At 69.2% G+C, this 17,177-nt stretch carries 15 protein-coding genes and 1 tRNA gene; 14 read left to right on the forward strand and 2 right to left on the reverse strand.

Going from position 1 to position 17,177, the window contains the following annotated elements:
* Nucleotides 1-105: 105 nt before the first annotated feature.
* The 5 genes from ACFY3I_RS27795 to ACFY3I_RS27815 all read left to right on the forward strand — a co-directional run bounded on the left by ACFY3I_RS27795 (nucleotide 106) and on the right by ACFY3I_RS27815 (nucleotide 4,935).
* Complete coding sequence (locus tag ACFY3I_RS27795; protein ID WP_390863621.1) at nucleotides 106-570, forward strand: MaoC family dehydratase N-terminal domain-containing protein; 465 nt, start codon at nucleotides 106-108, stop codon at nucleotides 568-570.
* An 8-nt stretch (nucleotides 571-578) separates the two neighbouring features.
* Entirely contained in the window at nucleotides 579-1,007 is a 429-nt protein-coding gene (locus tag ACFY3I_RS27800; RefSeq protein ID WP_390863623.1) for a MaoC family dehydratase, read from the forward strand.
* 590 nt (nucleotides 1,008-1,597) lie between these two features.
* On the forward strand, nucleotides 1,598-2,179 hold the full coding sequence (locus tag ACFY3I_RS27805; RefSeq protein WP_390863625.1) for a TetR/AcrR family transcriptional regulator: 582 nt from the start codon (nucleotides 1,598-1,600) through the stop codon (nucleotides 2,177-2,179).
* Nucleotides 2,180-2,330: 151 nt separating this feature from the next.
* A complete protein-coding gene (locus ACFY3I_RS27810) occupies nucleotides 2,331-3,776 on the forward strand; it encodes a DHA2 family efflux MFS transporter permease subunit (RefSeq protein ID WP_390863626.1) in 1,446 nt (481 codons plus the stop codon).
* A 103-nt stretch (nucleotides 3,777-3,879) separates the two neighbouring features.
* Nucleotides 3,880-4,935 carry a UDP-N-acetylmuramate dehydrogenase gene (locus ACFY3I_RS27815; protein ID WP_390863628.1) on the forward strand — a complete coding sequence of 352 codons (1,056 nt, stop codon included), beginning with the start codon at nucleotides 3,880-3,882 and terminating at the stop codon, nucleotides 4,933-4,935.
* Between the two features lie 170 nt (nucleotides 4,936-5,105).
* On the opposite strand, the gene ACFY3I_RS27820 is transcribed toward ACFY3I_RS27815, so the two are convergent.
* On the reverse strand, nucleotides 5,106-6,146 hold the full coding sequence (locus ACFY3I_RS27820) for an adenosine deaminase (RefSeq protein WP_390863630.1): 1,041 nt from the start codon (nucleotides 6,144-6,146) through the stop codon (nucleotides 5,106-5,108).
* A gap of 143 nt (nucleotides 6,147-6,289) precedes the next feature.
* Nucleotides 6,290-7,516: a pyridoxal phosphate-dependent aminotransferase gene (locus ACFY3I_RS27825; RefSeq protein WP_390863632.1), complete on the reverse strand. Its 1,227-nt coding sequence runs from the start codon at nucleotides 7,514-7,516 to the stop codon at nucleotides 6,290-6,292.
* 262 nt (nucleotides 7,517-7,778) lie between these two features.
* On the opposite strand from ACFY3I_RS27825, the gene ACFY3I_RS27830 reads away from it, so the two are divergent.
* The 9 genes from ACFY3I_RS27830 to rpoB all read left to right on the forward strand — a co-directional run bounded on the left by ACFY3I_RS27830 (nucleotide 7,779) and on the right by rpoB (nucleotide 17,118).
* Nucleotides 7,779-7,851, forward strand: a tRNA-Trp gene (locus ACFY3I_RS27830).
* 108 nt (nucleotides 7,852-7,959) lie between these two features.
* Nucleotides 7,960-8,241: a preprotein translocase subunit SecE gene (secE, locus tag ACFY3I_RS27835; protein ID WP_365296345.1), complete on the forward strand. Its 282-nt coding sequence runs from the start codon at nucleotides 7,960-7,962 to the stop codon at nucleotides 8,239-8,241.
* Nucleotides 8,242-8,321: 80 nt separating this feature from the next.
* Nucleotides 8,322-9,221 carry a transcription termination/antitermination protein NusG gene (gene nusG, locus ACFY3I_RS27840; protein WP_390863634.1) on the forward strand — a complete coding sequence of 300 codons (900 nt, stop codon included), beginning with the start codon at nucleotides 8,322-8,324 and terminating at the stop codon, nucleotides 9,219-9,221.
* Between the two features lie 185 nt (nucleotides 9,222-9,406).
* Nucleotides 9,407-9,841, forward strand: coding sequence for a 50S ribosomal protein L11 (rplK, locus tag ACFY3I_RS27845; RefSeq protein WP_005481290.1), 435 nt, complete (start codon nucleotides 9,407-9,409; stop codon nucleotides 9,839-9,841).
* An 81-nt stretch (nucleotides 9,842-9,922) separates the two neighbouring features.
* A complete protein-coding gene (rplA, locus tag ACFY3I_RS27850) occupies nucleotides 9,923-10,648 on the forward strand; it encodes a 50S ribosomal protein L1 (RefSeq protein ID WP_365296349.1) in 726 nt (241 codons plus the stop codon).
* Between the two features lie 208 nt (nucleotides 10,649-10,856).
* On the forward strand, nucleotides 10,857-11,726 hold the full coding sequence (locus ACFY3I_RS27855; RefSeq protein ID WP_390863636.1) for a hypothetical protein: 870 nt from the start codon (nucleotides 10,857-10,859) through the stop codon (nucleotides 11,724-11,726).
* A gap of 298 nt (nucleotides 11,727-12,024) precedes the next feature.
* Nucleotides 12,025-12,555: a 50S ribosomal protein L10 gene (rplJ, locus tag ACFY3I_RS27860; protein WP_351318133.1), complete on the forward strand. Its 531-nt coding sequence runs from the start codon at nucleotides 12,025-12,027 to the stop codon at nucleotides 12,553-12,555.
* Nucleotides 12,556-12,691: 136 nt separating this feature from the next.
* Nucleotides 12,692-13,075, forward strand: a complete 384-nt coding sequence (gene rplL / locus ACFY3I_RS27865; protein ID WP_365296366.1) for a 50S ribosomal protein L7/L12 — start codon at nucleotides 12,692-12,694, stop codon at nucleotides 13,073-13,075.
* 557 nt (nucleotides 13,076-13,632) lie between these two features.
* Nucleotides 13,633-17,118, forward strand: a complete 3,486-nt coding sequence (gene rpoB, locus ACFY3I_RS27870) for a DNA-directed RNA polymerase subunit beta (RefSeq protein ID WP_365296352.1) — start codon at nucleotides 13,633-13,635, stop codon at nucleotides 17,116-17,118.
* Nucleotides 17,119-17,177: the final 59 nt, after the last annotated feature.

Genomic DNA, 17,177 nt, shown 5'->3' on the forward strand with positions numbered 1-17,177 from the left:
TCGTGAGGCCGTCCCCGGTTCGGGGGCGGCCTCACGGCGTTTCTGCGGTCGCCTTTCCCGCTAGTTTGTGGGGCATCACAGCAGACATCAGGAGGTGCCGGGCCAATGGCGCTCGACCAGTCCTTCGTGGGACGGACCTACCCACCCACCGAGCCCTACGAGGTGGGCCGGGAGAAGATCCGTGAGTTCGCCGAGGCGGTCGGCGACACCAACCCCGTGTACACGGACCCGGAAGCCGCCAAGGCGCTCGGTCATTCCGACGTGATCGCCCCGCCGACTTTCGTCTTCTCGATCACATTCCGGGCCGCCGGGCAGGTCGTCGAAGATCCGCAATTGGGCCTGGACTACAGCCGTGTGGTGCACGGCGACCAGAAATTCGCCTACCGGCGACCGGTGCGGGCCGGCGACCGGCTGACCGTCGTCTCGACGATCGAGGCCATCAAGTCCCTCGCGGGCAACGACGTCATCGACATCCGCGGCGACGTCCACGACGAGACGGGCGAACTCGTGGTCAGCGCCCTCACCAAGCTGGTGGCCCGGGCGGCGGACACAGAAGAAGGCGAGGCGTGAGGAATCCGATGACGGCGAAGATCGCGTACGACGACGTCGAGGTCGGCACCGAACTGCCCGCCCAGACCTTCCCCGTGACCCGCGCCACGCTGGTGCGGTACGCGGGCGCCTCCGGGGACTTCAACCCCATCCACTGGAACGAGAAGTTCGCCAAGGAGGTGGGCCTGCCGGACGTCATCGCGCACGGCATGTTCACCATGGCCGAGGCGATCCGCGTGGTCACCGACTGGACCGGCGACCCGGGCGCGGTCGCCGAGTACGGCGTCCGCTTCACCCGGCCCGTCGTCGTCCCGAACGACGAGCAGGGCGCTCTGATCGAGGTCAGCGGCAAGGTCGCCGCCAAGCTCGACGACAACACCGTGCGGGTCGACCTGACGGCGACGAGCGCGGGCCAGAAGGTGCTGGGCATGTCACGCGCGGTCGTGCGACTGGCCTGACGCGGACGGGCCTGGTCCCGCGACCGGTCCGGCTCCGGCGGGTTCGTTCGGCGGAGGGCCCGTTCGGCGGTTGGTCCGGCTCCGGCGCTCTGGCTCCGCCGGGTTCGTTCGGCGACTGGTCCGGCTCCGGCAGGCCTGTCCTGCCACGGGTCCGGCTCCGGCGGGCCGTTCGGCGACCGCTCCTGCTCCGGCTGGCCAGTTCGGCGAACCGGCCCGGCTCCGGTGGATCCGGTCGACCGCCGGCCCGACCTCGTTGGCCTGTCTGACGACCGGTCTGACTCCGGTGGGTCGCGGCCGTCCGGTCGGGAGAGGCTCACGACCAGGCGAGCATCACGACCAGGCGAGCATCACGACCAGGCGAGCATCACGACCAGGCGAGCATCACAGCCGAGTGAGCCTTACGGTCCGCCGGGTCATCCGGCCCGCCGGGCCGTCCAGCCCGATGAGCCCTACGACCCGGTAAGGGGCGCCCTCCACTGCGGGGCGCCCCTTACGTGCGTGTGGCCCCCTACCTGTGGAACGGGAGAGGGCGGGGCTGCGTTCCGGACCGCCCCTTGACTTGGTTAGTGATTGAGTACTAACTTGCTCGCATGGTCAGGATGAGTGCCGAGGAGCGGCGCGAGAGCGTCGTCCGCGCGGCGATCGACGAGTTCTCACAGAGGGGCTACTACGGCACCTCCACCGAGGCGATCGCCAAGCGGGTCGGGGTGTCGCAGCCGTACCTCTTCCGGCTCTTCCCGGGCAAGAAGGCGATCTTCGCCGCCGCCGCGCAGCGCTGCATCGACGAGATGCGTGAGCTCTTCGAGAAGGTGGCCGAGGGGTTGCGGGGCGAGGATGCCCTGCATGCCATGGGTGACGCGTACGTCCAGGTCATCCAGGAGCGGCCGGAGCTGCTCCGGATGCAGATGCAGACGTACATCACCGTGGCGGCCGCCGAGGCGGAGGGTGAGCACGAGTTCGCCGAACTCGTGCGGGGCGGCTGGGGGAGGCTGTGGGACACCGTCCATCTGCTCTCGGGCGCGGACGTCGACCGCACCACCACGTTCCTGGCCAAGGGGATGCTCATCAACACCTACGCGGCCATGGGCTTCCCGCCCGAACACCGCGTCTGGCAGGGGATGTACGAGGACGCCGGTACCACCGGGCGGCTGGAGAACTGCGGCGGCGGATGAGAGGCGCTCCACCGCTCGGACCCGCACCGCAATACCACCGAATCGGCCGCACGGTCGCACGGACGTTCCGGGGCCGGAGTGGCTTTTCATGCCTCGCAAAATTAGTGACCGATAACTAATCAACGATCACGGAACACGCTCTGGGGGAGCGATGTCACAAGAGACCGCACAGCGGACAGCACGTCAGGGGGGCGCCGCGTGGGCGCTCGTCATCACCAGCGTCGCCGGATTCATGGCGGCCCTCGACAACCTCGTCGTCACCACCGCACTGCCCTCCATCCGCAAGGACCTGGGCGGCGCGCTGGACGACCTCGAATGGACCGTGAGCGCCTACACGCTCACCTTCGCCGTCCTGCTGATGTTCGGCGCCGCCCTGGGTGACCGCTTCGGCCGCCGCCGGCTCTTCCTCGCCGGCCTCACCGTCTTCACCGCCGCCTCCGCCGCCGCGGCCATGGCACCCGGGATCGACTCCCTGATCGCCGCCCGCGCGGTACAGGGCGTCGGCGCCGCCGTGATGATGCCGCTGACGCTCACCCTGCTCACCGCGGCCGTACCGGAGGCGAGGCGCGGGATGGCGTACGGCATCTGGGGCGCGGTCAACGGGCTCGCGGTCGCCTCCGGGCCGCTCATCGGCGGCAGCCTCACCGAACACGTGTCCTGGCACTGGATCTTCTGGCTGAACGTCCCGCTGGGCCTCGCCCTGCTGCCGCTCGCCCGGCTCCGGCTCGCCGAGTCCCACGGCACCGGCGCGCCCCTCGACTTCCCCGGCACCCTGCTCGCCAGCGGCGGACTGTTCGGGATCGTCTACGGCCTGGTGCGCGGCCCCGCCGACGGCTGGACCAGCTCCCTCGTGCTCACCGGACTCTTCGCGGGCGGCGCCCTGCTCGTCGGGTTCGTCATCCACGGCAGCCGGGCCAGGAACCCCATGCTGCCGATGCGGCTCTTCCGCTCCCGCGCCTTCTCCGGGATCAACGCGGCCAGCCTGCTGATGTTCCTCGGGATGTTCGGCTCGATCTTCCTGCTGAGCCAGTACATGCAGGGCGTCCTCGGCTACTCGCCCACCGAGGCGGGCCTCAGGATGCTGCCCTGGACCGGCATGCCGATGCTCGTCGCACCGATCGCCGGGATCCTCTCCGACCGCATAGGCGGGCGCCCGGTCGCCGCCGCCGGACTCTTCCTGCAGGCCGCCGGGCTCGGCTACATGGCCTCCGTGGTCACCGCGCACGCCTCCTACGGTGTCCAGCTGCCCGGTCTCATCATCAGCGGCATCGGCATGGCGCTGTACTTCGCACCCGCCGCCAACCTCGTGATGTCCGCTGTGCGCCCGCAGGAACAGGGCATCGCCTCCGGCGCCAACAACGCGCTGCGCGAGGTCGGCGGCGCGCTCGGCATCGCCGTCATGTCGTCCATCTTCGCCGCCCAGGGCGGCTACGAGAGCGCCCAGAGCTTCGTGGACGGGCTGCGGCCCGCCCTGGTCACCGGCTCGGCCGTGGTCGCCCTCGCCGGGCTGGCCGCCCTGGCCATCCCCGGCCGGCGTGCCGCGCGCACGGTGACCGCGGGGGAGCCGGTCCCGGCCCTGGAGAGCGTCGGCGGCTGACGGCACGCGCGCGTGGGGCCCCGTCCGCCCGGGGCGGGGCCCCACGCGCGCGTGCGCCGTCGGGACGGAGGGGGTGCCGGTGACGTCTCGTAGTCTTGGGCGCGTGCAGGAACTCCACGACGCTCCCCTCGCCCCCCTCACCACCTTCCGGCTCGGCGGCCCCGCCACCCGGCTGGTCACCGCGACCACCGACGCCGAGGTGATCGACGCCGTCCGCGAGGCCGACGACAGCGGGACCCCGCTGCTGGTCATCGGCGGCGGCTCGAACCTGGTCATCGGCGACAAGGGCTTCGACGGCACGGCCCTGCGCATCGCCACCACCGGCTTCGAAGCGCGCGGTACGGCGCTGGAGCTGGCCGCAGGCGAGGTGTGGAGCGACGCGGTCGCCCGCACCGTCGAGGCCGGTCTCGCGGGCATCGAGTGCCTCGCCGGGATCCCCGGGTCGGCGGGCGCCACCCCGATCCAGAACGTCGGGGCCTACGGCCAGGAGGTCTCCTCCACCATCACCGAGGTCGTCGCCTACGACCGGCGGGCCGGCCGGACGGTGACGCTGACGAACGACGAGTGCGCGTTCTCGTACCGGCACAGCCGGTTCAAGGCCGACCCCGTGCGGTACGTGGTGCTGCGCGTGCGCTTCGGGCTGGAGGACGCGGGCGGGCTGTCCGCGCCGGTGCGGTACGCCGAGGCCGCGCGGGCGCTCGGAGTGCAGCAGGGGGACCGGGCGCCGCTGGCCCACGCGCGCGAGGCGGTGCTCGCCCTGCGCGCCGGCAAGGGCATGGTGCTCGACCCCGAGGACCACGACACCTGGTCGGCGGGGTCCTTCTTCACCAACCCGATCCTCACGGACGAGCAGCTCGCCGACTTCCACGCGCGCGTGCGCGAACGGCTCGGGGACGGTGCCGAGCCGCCCGCCTACCCGGCGGGGCAGGGGCGCACCAAGACCTCGGCGGCCTGGCTGATCGACAAGGCCGGGTTCGGCAAGGGGTACGGGACCGGGCCGGCCCGGATCTCCACCAAGCACACGCTGGCGCTGACCAACCGGGGCGGGGCCACGACCGAGGACCTGCTGGAGCTGGCCCGGGAGGTCGTCGCCGGCGTCCACAAGGCGTTCGGCGTGACGCTCGTCAACGAGCCGGTGACCGTGGGCGTGACCCTGTAGGTCCACCCGCGCGGCACGCCACCCGGCGCTGCCGCCGGGCGCCCGCCGAAGGTGCCCCGCACGCCCGACTGCCCAAGGCCCCGACGAGAGCCCTGACGAAGACCCTCACGAGGGCTCCGACCGGGGGCGCGGGATCCGATCGGGGCCTGGGCAGGTGACCGGCTCCCGGATCAGGCCGCCGGTGCCGTGAGCCAGTCGTCGATGCCCGTCAGGAGCCTCGCCTGTAGGTCATGCGGCGCGGCCGAACCCCGTACCGACTGCCGGGCCAGCTCCGCCAGTTCGGCGTCCGAGAAGCCGTGGTGCACGCGCGCGATGTCGTACTGGGCGGCCAGGCGGGAGCCGAACAGGAGGGGGTCGTCGGCGCCCAGCGCCATCGGGACGCCGGCCTCGAAGAGGGTGCGCAGCGGGACGTCCTCGGGCTTCTCGTAGACGCCGAGAGCCACGTTGGAGGCCGGGCACACCTCGCAGGTGATGCCCCGGTCCGCCAGGCGTTTGAGCAGCCTCGGATCCTCCGCCGCCCTTACGCCGTGCCCGATCCGGGAGGCGTGCAGGTCGTCCAGGCAGTCCCGCACCGACGCCGGCCCGGTCAGCTCGCCGCCGTGCGGGGCCGCCAGCAGCCCGCCCTCGCGCGCGATGTGGAAGGCCCGGTCGAAGTCCCGCGCCATGCCCCGACGCTCGTCGTTGGAGAGCCCGAAGCCGACCACGCCCCGGTCGGCGTACCGCACCGCCAGCCGCGCGAGCGTGCGCGCGTCCAACGGGTGCTTCATGCGGTTCGCCGCCACCAGGACACGCATCCCGAGGCCCGTCTCCCGGGACGTCGTCTCCACCGCGTCCAGGATGATCTCCAGCGCCGGGATCAGCCCGCCCAGACGCGGGGCGTACGACGTCGGGTCCACCTGGATCTCCAGCCAGCCCGAGCCGTCCCTGACGTCCTCCTCGGCGGCCTCCCTGACCAGTCGCCGGATGTCCTCGGGCTCTCTCAGGCAGGAGCGCGCGGCGTCGTAGAGCCGCTGGAAGCGGAACCAGCCGCGTTCGTCGGTGGCCCGGAGTCTGGGCGGTTCGCCGCTGGTCAGGGCGTCGGTCAGCGCCTCGGGGAGGCGTACACCGTACTTGTCGGCGAGTTCCAGGACGGTCGCCGGCCGCATCGAACCGGTGAAGTGCAGATGCAGATGAGCCTTCGGCAGCTCAGTGACATCACGTACGTGCTCCATCCCAGGATCCTGCCGCACGTGGCGGCCGTACCGGAAGCGGATTCACCTTTGGTGGCCTTGCTCGCACACGCGAACGGGCCGTCTCCCCGCAGGGAAACGGCCCGCCCGCGCGCGTGCGGCACGCAGAGGACAAGGGTCCCGCGTCAGTCCTGCGCCTCGGCCAGCAGCTTCTGCAGGCGGCTCACGCCCTCGGCGAGGTCCTCGTCGCCGAGCGCGTACGACAGCCGCAGGTAGCCGGGAGTGCCGAAGGCCTCGCCGGGAACGACCGCGACCTCGGCCTCCTCCAGGATCAGTTCGGCAAGCTCCACCGAGGAGGCCGGGCGCCTGCCGCGGATCTCCTTGCCGAGCAGGGCCTTGACCGACGGGTACGCGTAGAAGGCGCCCTCGGGCTCCGGGCAGACCACGCCGTCGATCTCGTTGAGCATCCGCACGATGGTCCTGCGGCGCCGGTCGAAGGCCTCGCGCATCTTCGCCACGGCCGCCAGGTCGCCGGAGACGGCGGCCAGGGCCGCGGCCTGCGCCACGTTGGAGACGTTCGAGGTGGCGTGCGACTGGAGGTTCGTGGCGGCCTTGACGACGTCCTTGGGGCCGATGACCCAGCCCACCCGCCAGCCCGTCATCGCGTAGGTCTTGGCGACACCGTTGACGACGATGCACTTGTCGCGCAGCTCGGGCAGGATCGCCGGCAGCGAGGTGAACTTCGCGTCGCCGTAGACGAGGTGCTCGTAGATCTCGTCGGTCAGCACCCACAGGCCGTGCTCGGCGGCCCAGCGGCCGATCGCCTCGGTCTCGGCCTCGCTGTAGACGGCGCCGGTCGGGTTCGACGGGGAGACGAAGAGCAGGACCTTGGTCTTCTCCGTGCGCGCCGCCTCCAGCTGCTCCACGGAGACGCGGTAGCCGGTCGTCTCGTCGGCGACCACGTCCACCGGGACACCGCCCGCGAGACGGATCGACTCCGGGTACGTCGTCCAGTAGGGGGCGGGGACGATGACCTCGTCGCCCGGGTCGAGGATCGCGGCGAAGGCCTCGTAGATCGCCTGCTTGCCGCCGTTGGTGACGAGGACCTGGCTCGCGTCCACCTCGTAGCCGGAGTCGCGCAGCGTCTTCGCGGCGATCGCGGCCTTCAGCTCGGGCAGACCGCCGGCCGGCGTGTACCGGTGGTACTTCGGGTTCTTGCAGGCCTCGATCGCGGCGTCGACGATGTAGTCCGGGGTCGGGAAGTCGGGCTCACCGGCGCCGAAGCCGATCACCGGACGCCCGGCGGCCTTGAGGGCCTTGGCCTTGGCGTCCACGGCGAGGGTGGCGGACTCGGAGATCGCGCCGACTCGGGCGGAGACCCGGCGCTCGGTGGGAGGGGTTGCAGCGCTCATGAGGCCCATCGTTTCAGACCGGAAACCTGCGTGGCACGCCGGTTTCACAGACTGAACAACCACGGGCCGGACCGTGAACGGGCGTCCGAATCCGGGCCCCGGCCAGGACGATCTTCCGTACGGTCGCCCCGGACTGCCGCTTTCTGTTCGACGCGGCGCCGCGGACCACGTACACTCACTCCTCGTTGGCCTTCAGCAGGCGCGACCGAGCGGGTGCACTCCGAGCACTCGGCCGGATGCGGTACGTTGGGGGACACAGCAAAGGGTCGTAGCTCAATTGGTAGAGCACCGGTCTCCAAAACCGGCGGTTGGGGGTTCAAGTCCCTCCGGCCCTGCTACACACACCGCCAGGATGTGTGCGCATGTACGTACAAGCATTGCACCGCCGTGCGGCTCAGGAACCGGGCGCGGCACGGCCACGACCCGGGATCAGGTGAGGACGAATGACGGACGCCGTGGGCTCCATCGACACGCCTGACGCCGATGAGGTGCCTGAGTCCAAGAAGGCCCGCAAGGGCGGTAAGCGCGCCAAGAAGGGCCCGCTGAAGCGCCTCGCCACCTTCTACCGCCAGATCATCGCGGAACTCCGCAAGGTCGTCTGGCCGACTCGCAACCAGCTGACGTCGTACACCACCGTGGTGATCTTCTTCGTAGCCATCATGATCGCCCTGGTGACCGTGATTGACTATGGACTCAACCACGCCGCCAAGTACGTCTTCGGCTGAGCACAGAGCGAAGGGCGCCGTGGTACCGGCGCCCCTTTTCGCATGTTCCACCCCTATGTATCCAGGAAGAAGCAGCCATCGTGTCTGACCCGAACCTGAACGACGACGCCATCGAGCCCCGTGGGCAGGCGGCCGAGACGGTCGACGACGAGCTCGACATCGTCGAGGGCGCGGACGAGCAGGACGAGTTCGAGGCTGCAGAGGCCGAACTGGGGGAGCCGGCCGAGGAGACCGCGGTCCACGTCGAGGAAGAGGACGAGGACGGGGAGGACGACGCGGAGGAGTCGGCGGCGACCGACGAGGCCGCCGGGGACGAAGCCGAAGAGGGCGACGAGGCCGTCGAGGAAGAGCCGGCCGAGCCGGTCGACCCCGTCCAGGCCCTTCGCGACGAGCTGCGCCTGCTGCCGGGCGAGTGGTACGTCATCCACACCTACGCCGGCTACGAGAACCGCGTGAAGACCAACCTGGAGCAGCGCGCCGTCTCGCTGAACGTCGAGGACTACATCTTCCAGGCCGAGGTGCCGCAGGAAGAGGTCGTCCAGATCAAGAACGGCGACCGCAAGACCATCAAGCAGAACAAGCTGCCCGGTTACGTGCTCGTCCGCATGGACCTGACCAACGAGTCCTGGGGTGTCGTCCGCAACACCCCAGGTGTCACCGGCTTCGTCGGCAACGCCTACGACCCCTACCCGCTGACCCTGGACGAGATCGTCAAGATGCTCGCGCCGGAGGCCGAGGAGAAGGCGGCGCGCGAGGCGGCGGAGGCCGAGGGCAAGCCGGCTCCGCAGCGCAAGGTCGAGGTCCAGGTGCTGGACTTCGAGGTCGGCGACTCGGTGACCGTGACCGACGGTCCGTTCGCCACGCTCCAGGCCACGATCAACGAGATCAACCCGGACTCGAAGAAGGTCAAGGGCCTCGTCGAGATCTTCGGGCGCGAGACGCCCGTCGAGCTCTCGTTCGACCAGATCCAGAAGAACTAGTTCCTTCTGGAAGATCCAGGAGAACCATTCCCTTCTGGACGTCACGCTTCCGAGCAGGTCAGGCGAGCGCCTGACCTGCTCGGTTTTTGGCCGCGCATCTATACCCGTTATCGTTGTGCGGTATGCCTGTGTCCGGGTGGTCCCCGGGCGCGGGCAGGACCCGAATGGAAAGGACCCGGAGAGCTATGCCTCCCAAGAAGAAGAAGGTCACGGGGCTCATCAAGCTCCAGATCAACGCCGGTGCGGCGAACCCGGCCCCGCCGGTCGGCCCGGCGCTGGGTCAGCACGGCGTCAACATCATGGAGTTCTGCAAGGCCTACAACGCCGCGACCGAGTCGCAGCGTGGCTGGGTCATCCCGGTGGAGATCACGGTCTACGAGGACCGCTCCTTCACCTTCGTGACCAAGACCCCGCCGGCCGCGAAGATGATCCTCAAGGCCGCCGGTGTCGAGAAGGGCTCTGGCGAGCCGCACAAGACCAAGGTCGCCAAGATCACCGAGGCGCAGGTCCGTGAGATCGCCACGACCAAGCTTCCCGACCTGAACGCCAACGACCTGGACGCCGCGTCGAAGATCATCGCCGGCACCGCCCGTTCCATGGGCATCACGGTCGAGGGCTGAACCCCACCTTCGTAGAACCACCGTGGCAGGGCCTGCTCGGCCCGTACACCACGACTCCTTCAGAACCCACAGGAGCAAGTTGTGAGCAAGCGCAGCAAGGCCCTTCGCGCTGCGGACGAGAAGATCGACCGGGACAAGCTGTACGCCCCGCTCGAGGCCGTCCGTCTCGCCAAGGAGACCTCCACGACCAAGTTCGACGGCACCGTCGAGGTCGCCTTCCGCCTGGGTGTCGACCCGCGCAAGGCCGACCAGATGGTCCGTGGCACCGTGAACCTCCCGCACGGCACCGGCAAGACCGCCCGGGTCCTGGTCTTCGCGACCGGTGACCGTGCCGAGGCCGCGCGTGCCGCGGGCGCCGACATCGTCGGCGCCGACGAACTGATCGACGAGGTGGCGAAGGGCCGTCTGGACTTCGACGCCGTCGTCGCCACCCCGGACCTCATGGGCAAGGTCGGCCGCCTCGGCCGCGTCCTCGGCCCGCGTGGTCTGATGCCGAACCCGAAGACCGGCACCGTGACCCCGGACACCGCCAAGGCCGTGACCGAGATTAAGGGCGGCAAGATCGAGTTCCGCGTCGACAAGCACTCGAACCTGCACTTCATCATCGGCAAGACGTCCTTCGAGGACGACAAGCTGGTGGAGAACTACGGCGCCGCGCTGGAGGAGATCCTCCGTCTGAAGCCGTCCGCCGCGAAGGGCCGCTACATCAAGAAGGCCGCCATCAGCACCACGATGGGCCCCGGCATTCCGGTCGACTCCAACCGCACCCGCAACCTCCTCACCGAGGAGGACCCGGCCGCCGTCTGAGCTCCGCGCTCGGTCCGGCAGCCGCGTCAGGGACGCGCAGTCACCAGGACGGGCCCCGCAATCCGGAAGGGTTGCGGGGCCCGTCCCGTTCTCCGGGCCCGTCCCGGCTCCGCGCGCGGCGCAGACCCGGTGTTCGGGACTTCGGCCACGGGTGTCGGAGGGCTGGGTTAGCGTCGGGGATGCGCAAGACGCGAGGGGGTGGGCCGAGATGACGAGGTCGAGGGTGCGCCGGGTGGTCCTGGCGATATCGACGGCGACCGTGCTGACGGGGTTGTCCGCCTGCACCTCGGCGGCCGAGCCGGCCCCCGGGGGAGGCGGCACCGCGCGTCCGGCCCGTGCCGTCCTGGCCGCCCTGCGCTCGGCCGAGCGGTCCACACAGCGGGCCCGGTCGGTGCGGGTCCGCTCCACCACGGCCCTCGGCTCCCTGATGTCCACCAGCGCCGAGGGCGCCCTCGGCTGGTCGGACGGCCTCACCGGCACGCTCACCATCACCTACACCGGCGGCAGCACCGCCGACCTGATGCGCAGGCTCGACTCCACGTCCCTGGAGACCCGCTACCTGCACGACGCGTACTACGCCAGGGTCGGCCCCGCCTTCGCCCGGCGGCTCGGCGGCAGGCACTGGATCAGGTACCCGTACGACTACCTCGCGACCCTGGGCGGCGGCACGGGCGCGATGATGACCGACCTCATGCGCAACACCACGCCGGGCCGCCCGGTACGGCTGCTGCTCGCCTCCGGGGACGTGCGCAGGACGGGCCAGGAGCGGGTCCTCGGCGTGCGCACGGCCCACTACTCGGGCACGGTGGGCGTCTCGGACCTGGACGGCGAGCGCGAGCTGCGTGAGCAGCTCACCCAGGCCGGCGCCGGTACCGAGACCGTCGACATCTGGGTCGACGACCACGACCTGCTGGTGAAGAAGGTCGAGAAGGCCGTCACGGCGAACGGCGCGATGACCCAGACCACCTACTACAGCGGCTACGGCGTGCGGGTCACCGCCGAGCGGCCCCCGGCCGGCGACAACCGGGACTTCGGGACGCTGCTGAAGCAGCGGGACGGCACCGGGCCGGCCTCGTGAGCGCGGTGGTGGCAGCGCCCGTCCGGAACCGATTTGCTTGACAGCGCACCGGTCCCGTACTCTCCTCGAGAAGCCAAAGACCGCTGGTCGTTGCCGTGTGCTCGTGAGAGGGCGCGGTGGCCGAAGGATCCGCTGAACCGCGGACGACCCGCGCAGGTGACTGTGGAAGTGCTCCCGGGACCCGCACTCAGGTGTGTGTGATCGGTCGAGCTACGCCCCGTGCGCCTGCGCCGGGGCGTTTCGTTTTACCCAGCCCCTTCTGAGCGGTCCTCATCACCCGGAAGGAGGCCGACGCTCTATGGCAAGGCCCGACAAGGCTGCCGCGGTAGCCGAGCTGACGGAGCAGTTCCGCAGCTCGACCGCCGCCGTGCTGACCGAGTACCGGGGTCTCACCGTGGCGCAGCTCAAGACGCTGCGTCGTTCGCTCGGTGAGAACGCCCAGTACGCCGTGGTGAAGAACACGCTGACCAAGATTGCGGCCAACGAGGCCGGGATCTCCACGCTCGACGACCTGTTCAACGGTCCGACGGCGGTCGCCTTCGTCACCGGTGACCCGGTGGTGTCGGCGAAGGGTCTTCGTGACTTCGCCAAGGACAACCCGAACCTCGTCATCAAGGGCGGTGTCCTTGACGGCAAGGCGCTGTCCGCCGACGAGATCAAGAAGCTTGCGGACCTCGAGTCCCGCGAGGTTCTGCTCGCCAAGCTGGCGGGCGCCATGAAGGGCAAGCAGACGCAGACTGCTCAGCTCTTCCAGGCGCTTCCCTCGAAGCTCGTCCGCACCGTGGACGCGCTCCGTGCCAAGCAGGACGAGCAGGGCGGTGCCGAGTAATTCGGCTCCCGAAATGACCGCCGCCTGAGGCTCGCCGTCGCAAGCGACGCGCCTGAGGCAGAGGTCGTAGCGGGCCGAACGTACGCCCGCCAGACATGTACATCCGGCACCTGCCGAAATTAGTGGAAGGAAAGCCATCGTGGCTCTCACCCAGGACGAACTGCTCGCCGAGTTCGAGGGCATGACCCTCATCCAGCTCTCCGAGTTCGTGAAGGCGTTCGAGGAGAAGTTCGACGTCACCGCCGCCGCCGCGGTTGCCGTCGCGGGTCCGGCCGGTCCGGGCGCCCCGGTCGAGGCCGTCGAGGAGAAGGACGAGTTCGACGTCATCCTCACCGGTGCCGGCGACAAGAAGATCCAGGTCATCAAGGTCGTGCGTGAGCTGACCTCCCTCGGCCTGAAGGAGGCCAAGGACCTGGTGGACGGCGCCCCGAAGCCCGTCCTCGAGAAGGTCGCCAAGGACGCCGCCGAGAAGGCCGCCGAGTCCCTCAAGGGCGCCGGCGCCTCCGTCGAGGTCAAGTAACACCCCGCGGGTCCGCAGGGACCCGCACGGGCCGCAGCCGTCGTACAGAGGGCTGTAACGCTCGAGCAGCGAAGAGCGATCATCCATCCGGGTGGTCGCTCTTCGGCGTTCCCGGGAGGCCGACCACGGTTGCCTTGCACCCGCTCCGGCGGGGGGTATGGTGATCTTCGTCGTGTCCCTGGCGCACCGGGTTTGCGCAGGGGGGCCTTGACGAACCGCACGCAGCGCGCAATTCTCAGGACGCGTCGCCAGAACGGTCCGAATCCGAGGCATGGATCGGCGACGAAGAGGGCAGTATCAACGTGCGTTGAGGGCAGGCATGACGCAGGCGTGTTGACGATGACGAGGGTCTCAGAAAATGGGGACTGGACATCAGTGTGCCATGTGGCTACACTGACCCTTTGCGCTGCCTGTTAGCTGTCCCCTGCCCGTCACCAGGGGTCTACCCTCACCCGAACGCCGCGACCGAACCTCCTCTGAACTGGGGTTTCCGTCTCTGTGTCCGGGAAGGGACCGGGGAGCGCGTAGTGAGTCCGAGCCCTCGGAAGGACCCCCTCTTGGCCGCCTCGCGCACTGCCTCGAACGCGAATATGAACAACGGCGCCAGCACCGCCCCGCTGCGCATCTCCTTTGCAAAGATCAAGGAGCCTCTCGAGGTTCCCAACCTGCTCGCGCTGCAGACCGAGAGCTTCGACTGGCTGCTCGGCAACACCGCCTGGCAGAGTCGGGTCGAGGAGGCTCTGGAGTCCGGTCAGGACGTCCCCACCAAGTCCGGTCTGGAGGAGATCTTCGAGGAGATCTCCCCGATCGAGGACTTCTCCGGGTCGATGTCGCTGACGTTCCGCGACCACCGTTTCGAACCGCCGAAGAACAGCATCGACGAGTGCAAGGAGCGCGACTTCACGTACGCGGCCCCGCTCTTCGTCACCGCTGAGTTCACCAACAACGAGACCGGTGAGATCAAGTCCCAGACGGTCTTCATGGGCGACTTCCCGCTCATGACGAACAAGGGCACCTTCGTCATCAACGGCACCGAGCGTGTCGTGGTGTCGCAGCTGGTCCGATCGCCCGGTGTCTACTTCGACTCCTCGATCGACAAGACGTCCGACAAGGACATCTTCTCGGCCAAGATCATCCCGTCCCGGGGTGCCTGGCTGGAGATGGAGATCGACAAGCGCGACATGGTCGGTGTCCGCATCGACCGCAAGCGCAAGCAGTCGGTCACCGTGCTGCTCAAGGCGCTCGGCTGGACCACCGAGCAGATCCTCGAGGAGTTCGGCGAGTACGAGTCCATGCGCGCCACCCTGGAGAAGGACCACACCCAGGGCCAGGACGACGCGCTGCTCGACATCTACCGCAAGCTGCGTCCGGGCGAGCCCCCCACGCGTGAGGCCGCGCAGACGCTGCTCGAGAACCTGTACTTCAACCCGAAGCGCTACGACCTCGCCAAGGTCGGCCGCTACAAGGTCAACAAGAAGCTCGGCGCGGACGCCCCGCTGGACGCCGGCATCCTGACCGTCGAGGACATCATCTCGACGATCAAGTACCTGGTGAAGCTGCACGCCGGCGAGACCGAGACGGTCGGCGACAGCGGCGGCTCGATCGTCGTCGAGACCGACGACATCGACCACTTCGGCAACCGTCGTCTGCGCAGCGTCGGCGAGCTCATCCAGAACCAGGTCCGCACGGGTCTGGCGCGTATGGAGCGCGTCGTGCGCGAGCGCATGACCACCCAGGACGTCGAGGCGATCACGCCGCAGACCCTGATCAACATCCGGCCGGTCGTCGCCTCCATCAAGGAGTTCTTCGGCACCAGCCAGCTGTCGCAGTTCATGGACCAGAACAACCCGCTGTCGGGTCTCACCCACAAGCGCCGTCTGTCGGCTCTCGGCCCGGGTGGTCTCTCCCGTGAGCGGGCCGGCTTCGAGGTCCGTGACGTGCACCCCTCGCACTACGGCCGCATGTGCCCGATCGAGACCCCCGAAGGCCCGAACATCGGTCTGATCGGCTCGCTCGCCTCCTACGGCCGCGTCAACGCGTTCGGTTTCGTCGAGACCCCGTACCGCAAGGTCGTCGACGGCCAGGTCACCGACGAGGTGGACTACCTGACCGCCGACGAAGAGGACCGATTCGTCATCGCGCAGGCCAACGCCGGCCTCAACGACGACATGCGCTTCTCCGAGAACCGCGTCCTGGTCCGCCGCCGCGGCGGCGAGGTCGACTACGTCGCCGGTGAAGACGTGGACTACATGGACGTCTCGCCGCGCCAGATGGTGTCGGTCGCGACCGCCATGATCCCGTTCCTCGAGCACGACGACGCCAACCGTGCCCTCATGGGCGCGAACATGATGCGCCAGGCCGTGCCGCTCATCAAGAGCGAGTCCCCGCTCGTCGGCACCGGCATGGAGTACCGCTCCGCCGTCGACGCCGGCGACGTGGTCAAGGCCGAGAAGGACGGTGTGGTCCAGGAGGTCTCCGCGGACTACATCACCACCACCAACGACGACGGCACGTACATCACGTACCGCCTGGCCAAGTTCTCCCGGTCCAACCAGGGCACCTCGGTCAACCAGAAGGTCATCGTCAACGAGGGCGACCGGATCATCACGGGCCAGGTGCTCGCCGACGGTCCGGCCACCGAGAACGGCGAGATGGCCCTCGGCAAGAACCTGCTCGTGGCCTTCATGCCGTGGGAGGGTCACAACTACGAGGACGCGATCATCCTGTCGCAGCGCCTCGTGCAGGACGACGTCCTCTCCTCGATCCACATCGAGGAGCACGAGGTCGACGCCCGTGACACCAAGCTCGGCCCCGAGGAGATCACCCGGGACATCCCGAACGTCTCCGAGGAGGTCCTCGCCGACCTCGACGAGCGCGGCATCATCCGGATCGGTGCCGAGGTCGTCGCCGGCGACATCCTCGTCGGCAAGGTCACGCCCAAGGGCGAGACCGAGCTGACGCCGGAGGAGCGCCTGCTGCGCGCCATCTTCGGTGAGAAGGCCCGTGAGGTCCGTGACACCTCGCTGAAGGTCCCGCACGGCGAGATCGGCAAGGTCATCGGCGTCCGCGTCTTCGACCGCGAGGAGGGCGACGAGCTTCCCCCGGGCGTGAACCAGCTGGTCCGCGTCTACGTCGCCCAGAAGCGCAAGATCACCGACGGTGACAAGCTCGCCGGCCGGCACGGCAACAAGGGTGTCATCTCGAAGATCCTGCCGATCGAGGACATGCCGTTCCTGGAGGACGGCACCCCGGTCGACATCATCCTCAACCCGCTGGGTGTCCCGTCCCGAATGAACCCGGGACAGGTCCTGGAGATCCACCTCGGCTGGCTCGCCAGCCGCGGCTGGGACGTCTCCGGCCTCGCCGACGACTGGGCCCAGCGCCTGCAGGCCATCGGTGCCGACCAGGTCGCCCCGCGCACCAACGTCGCCACCCCGGTCTTCGACGGTGCCCGTGAGGACGAGCTGGCGGGTCTGCTGCAGCACACCATCCCGAACCGCGACGGCGACCGCCTGGTGCAGCCGACCGGCAAGGCGCGGCTGTTCGACGGCCGTTCGGGTGAGCCGTTCCCGGACCCGATCTCCATCGGCTACATGTACATCCTCAAGCTGCACCACCTGGTCGACGACAAGCTGCACGCCCGTTCGACCGGCCCCTACTCGATGATCACCCAGCAGCCGCTGGGTGGTAAGGCCCAGTTCGGTGGCCAGCGGTTCGGCGAGATGGAGGTGTGGGCGCTGGAGGCTTACGGCGCCGCGTACGCCCTCCAGGAGCTGCTGACCATCAAGTCCGACGACGTCACCGGCCGCGTGAAGGTCTACGAGGCCATCGTCAAGGGCGAGAACATCCCCGAGCCCGGCATCCCCGAGTCCTTCAAGGTCCTCATCAAGGAGATGCAGTCGCTCTGCCTGAACGTGGAGGTGCTGTCCAGCGACGGTATGTCCATCGAGATGCGTGACACCGACGAGGACGTCTTCCGCGCGGCGGAGGAGCTCGGCATCGACCTGTCCCGGCGCGAGCCGAGCAGCGTCGAAGAGGTCTGACGGGAGTCCGGCGGGCCCTGACCCATCAGGGCCCGCCGACCCCCAGGCCCCCGTTTCAG

The organism is Streptomyces sp. NPDC001068, from assembly GCF_042897315.1.
GTDB lineage: Bacteria > Actinomycetota > Actinomycetes > Streptomycetales > Streptomycetaceae > Streptomyces.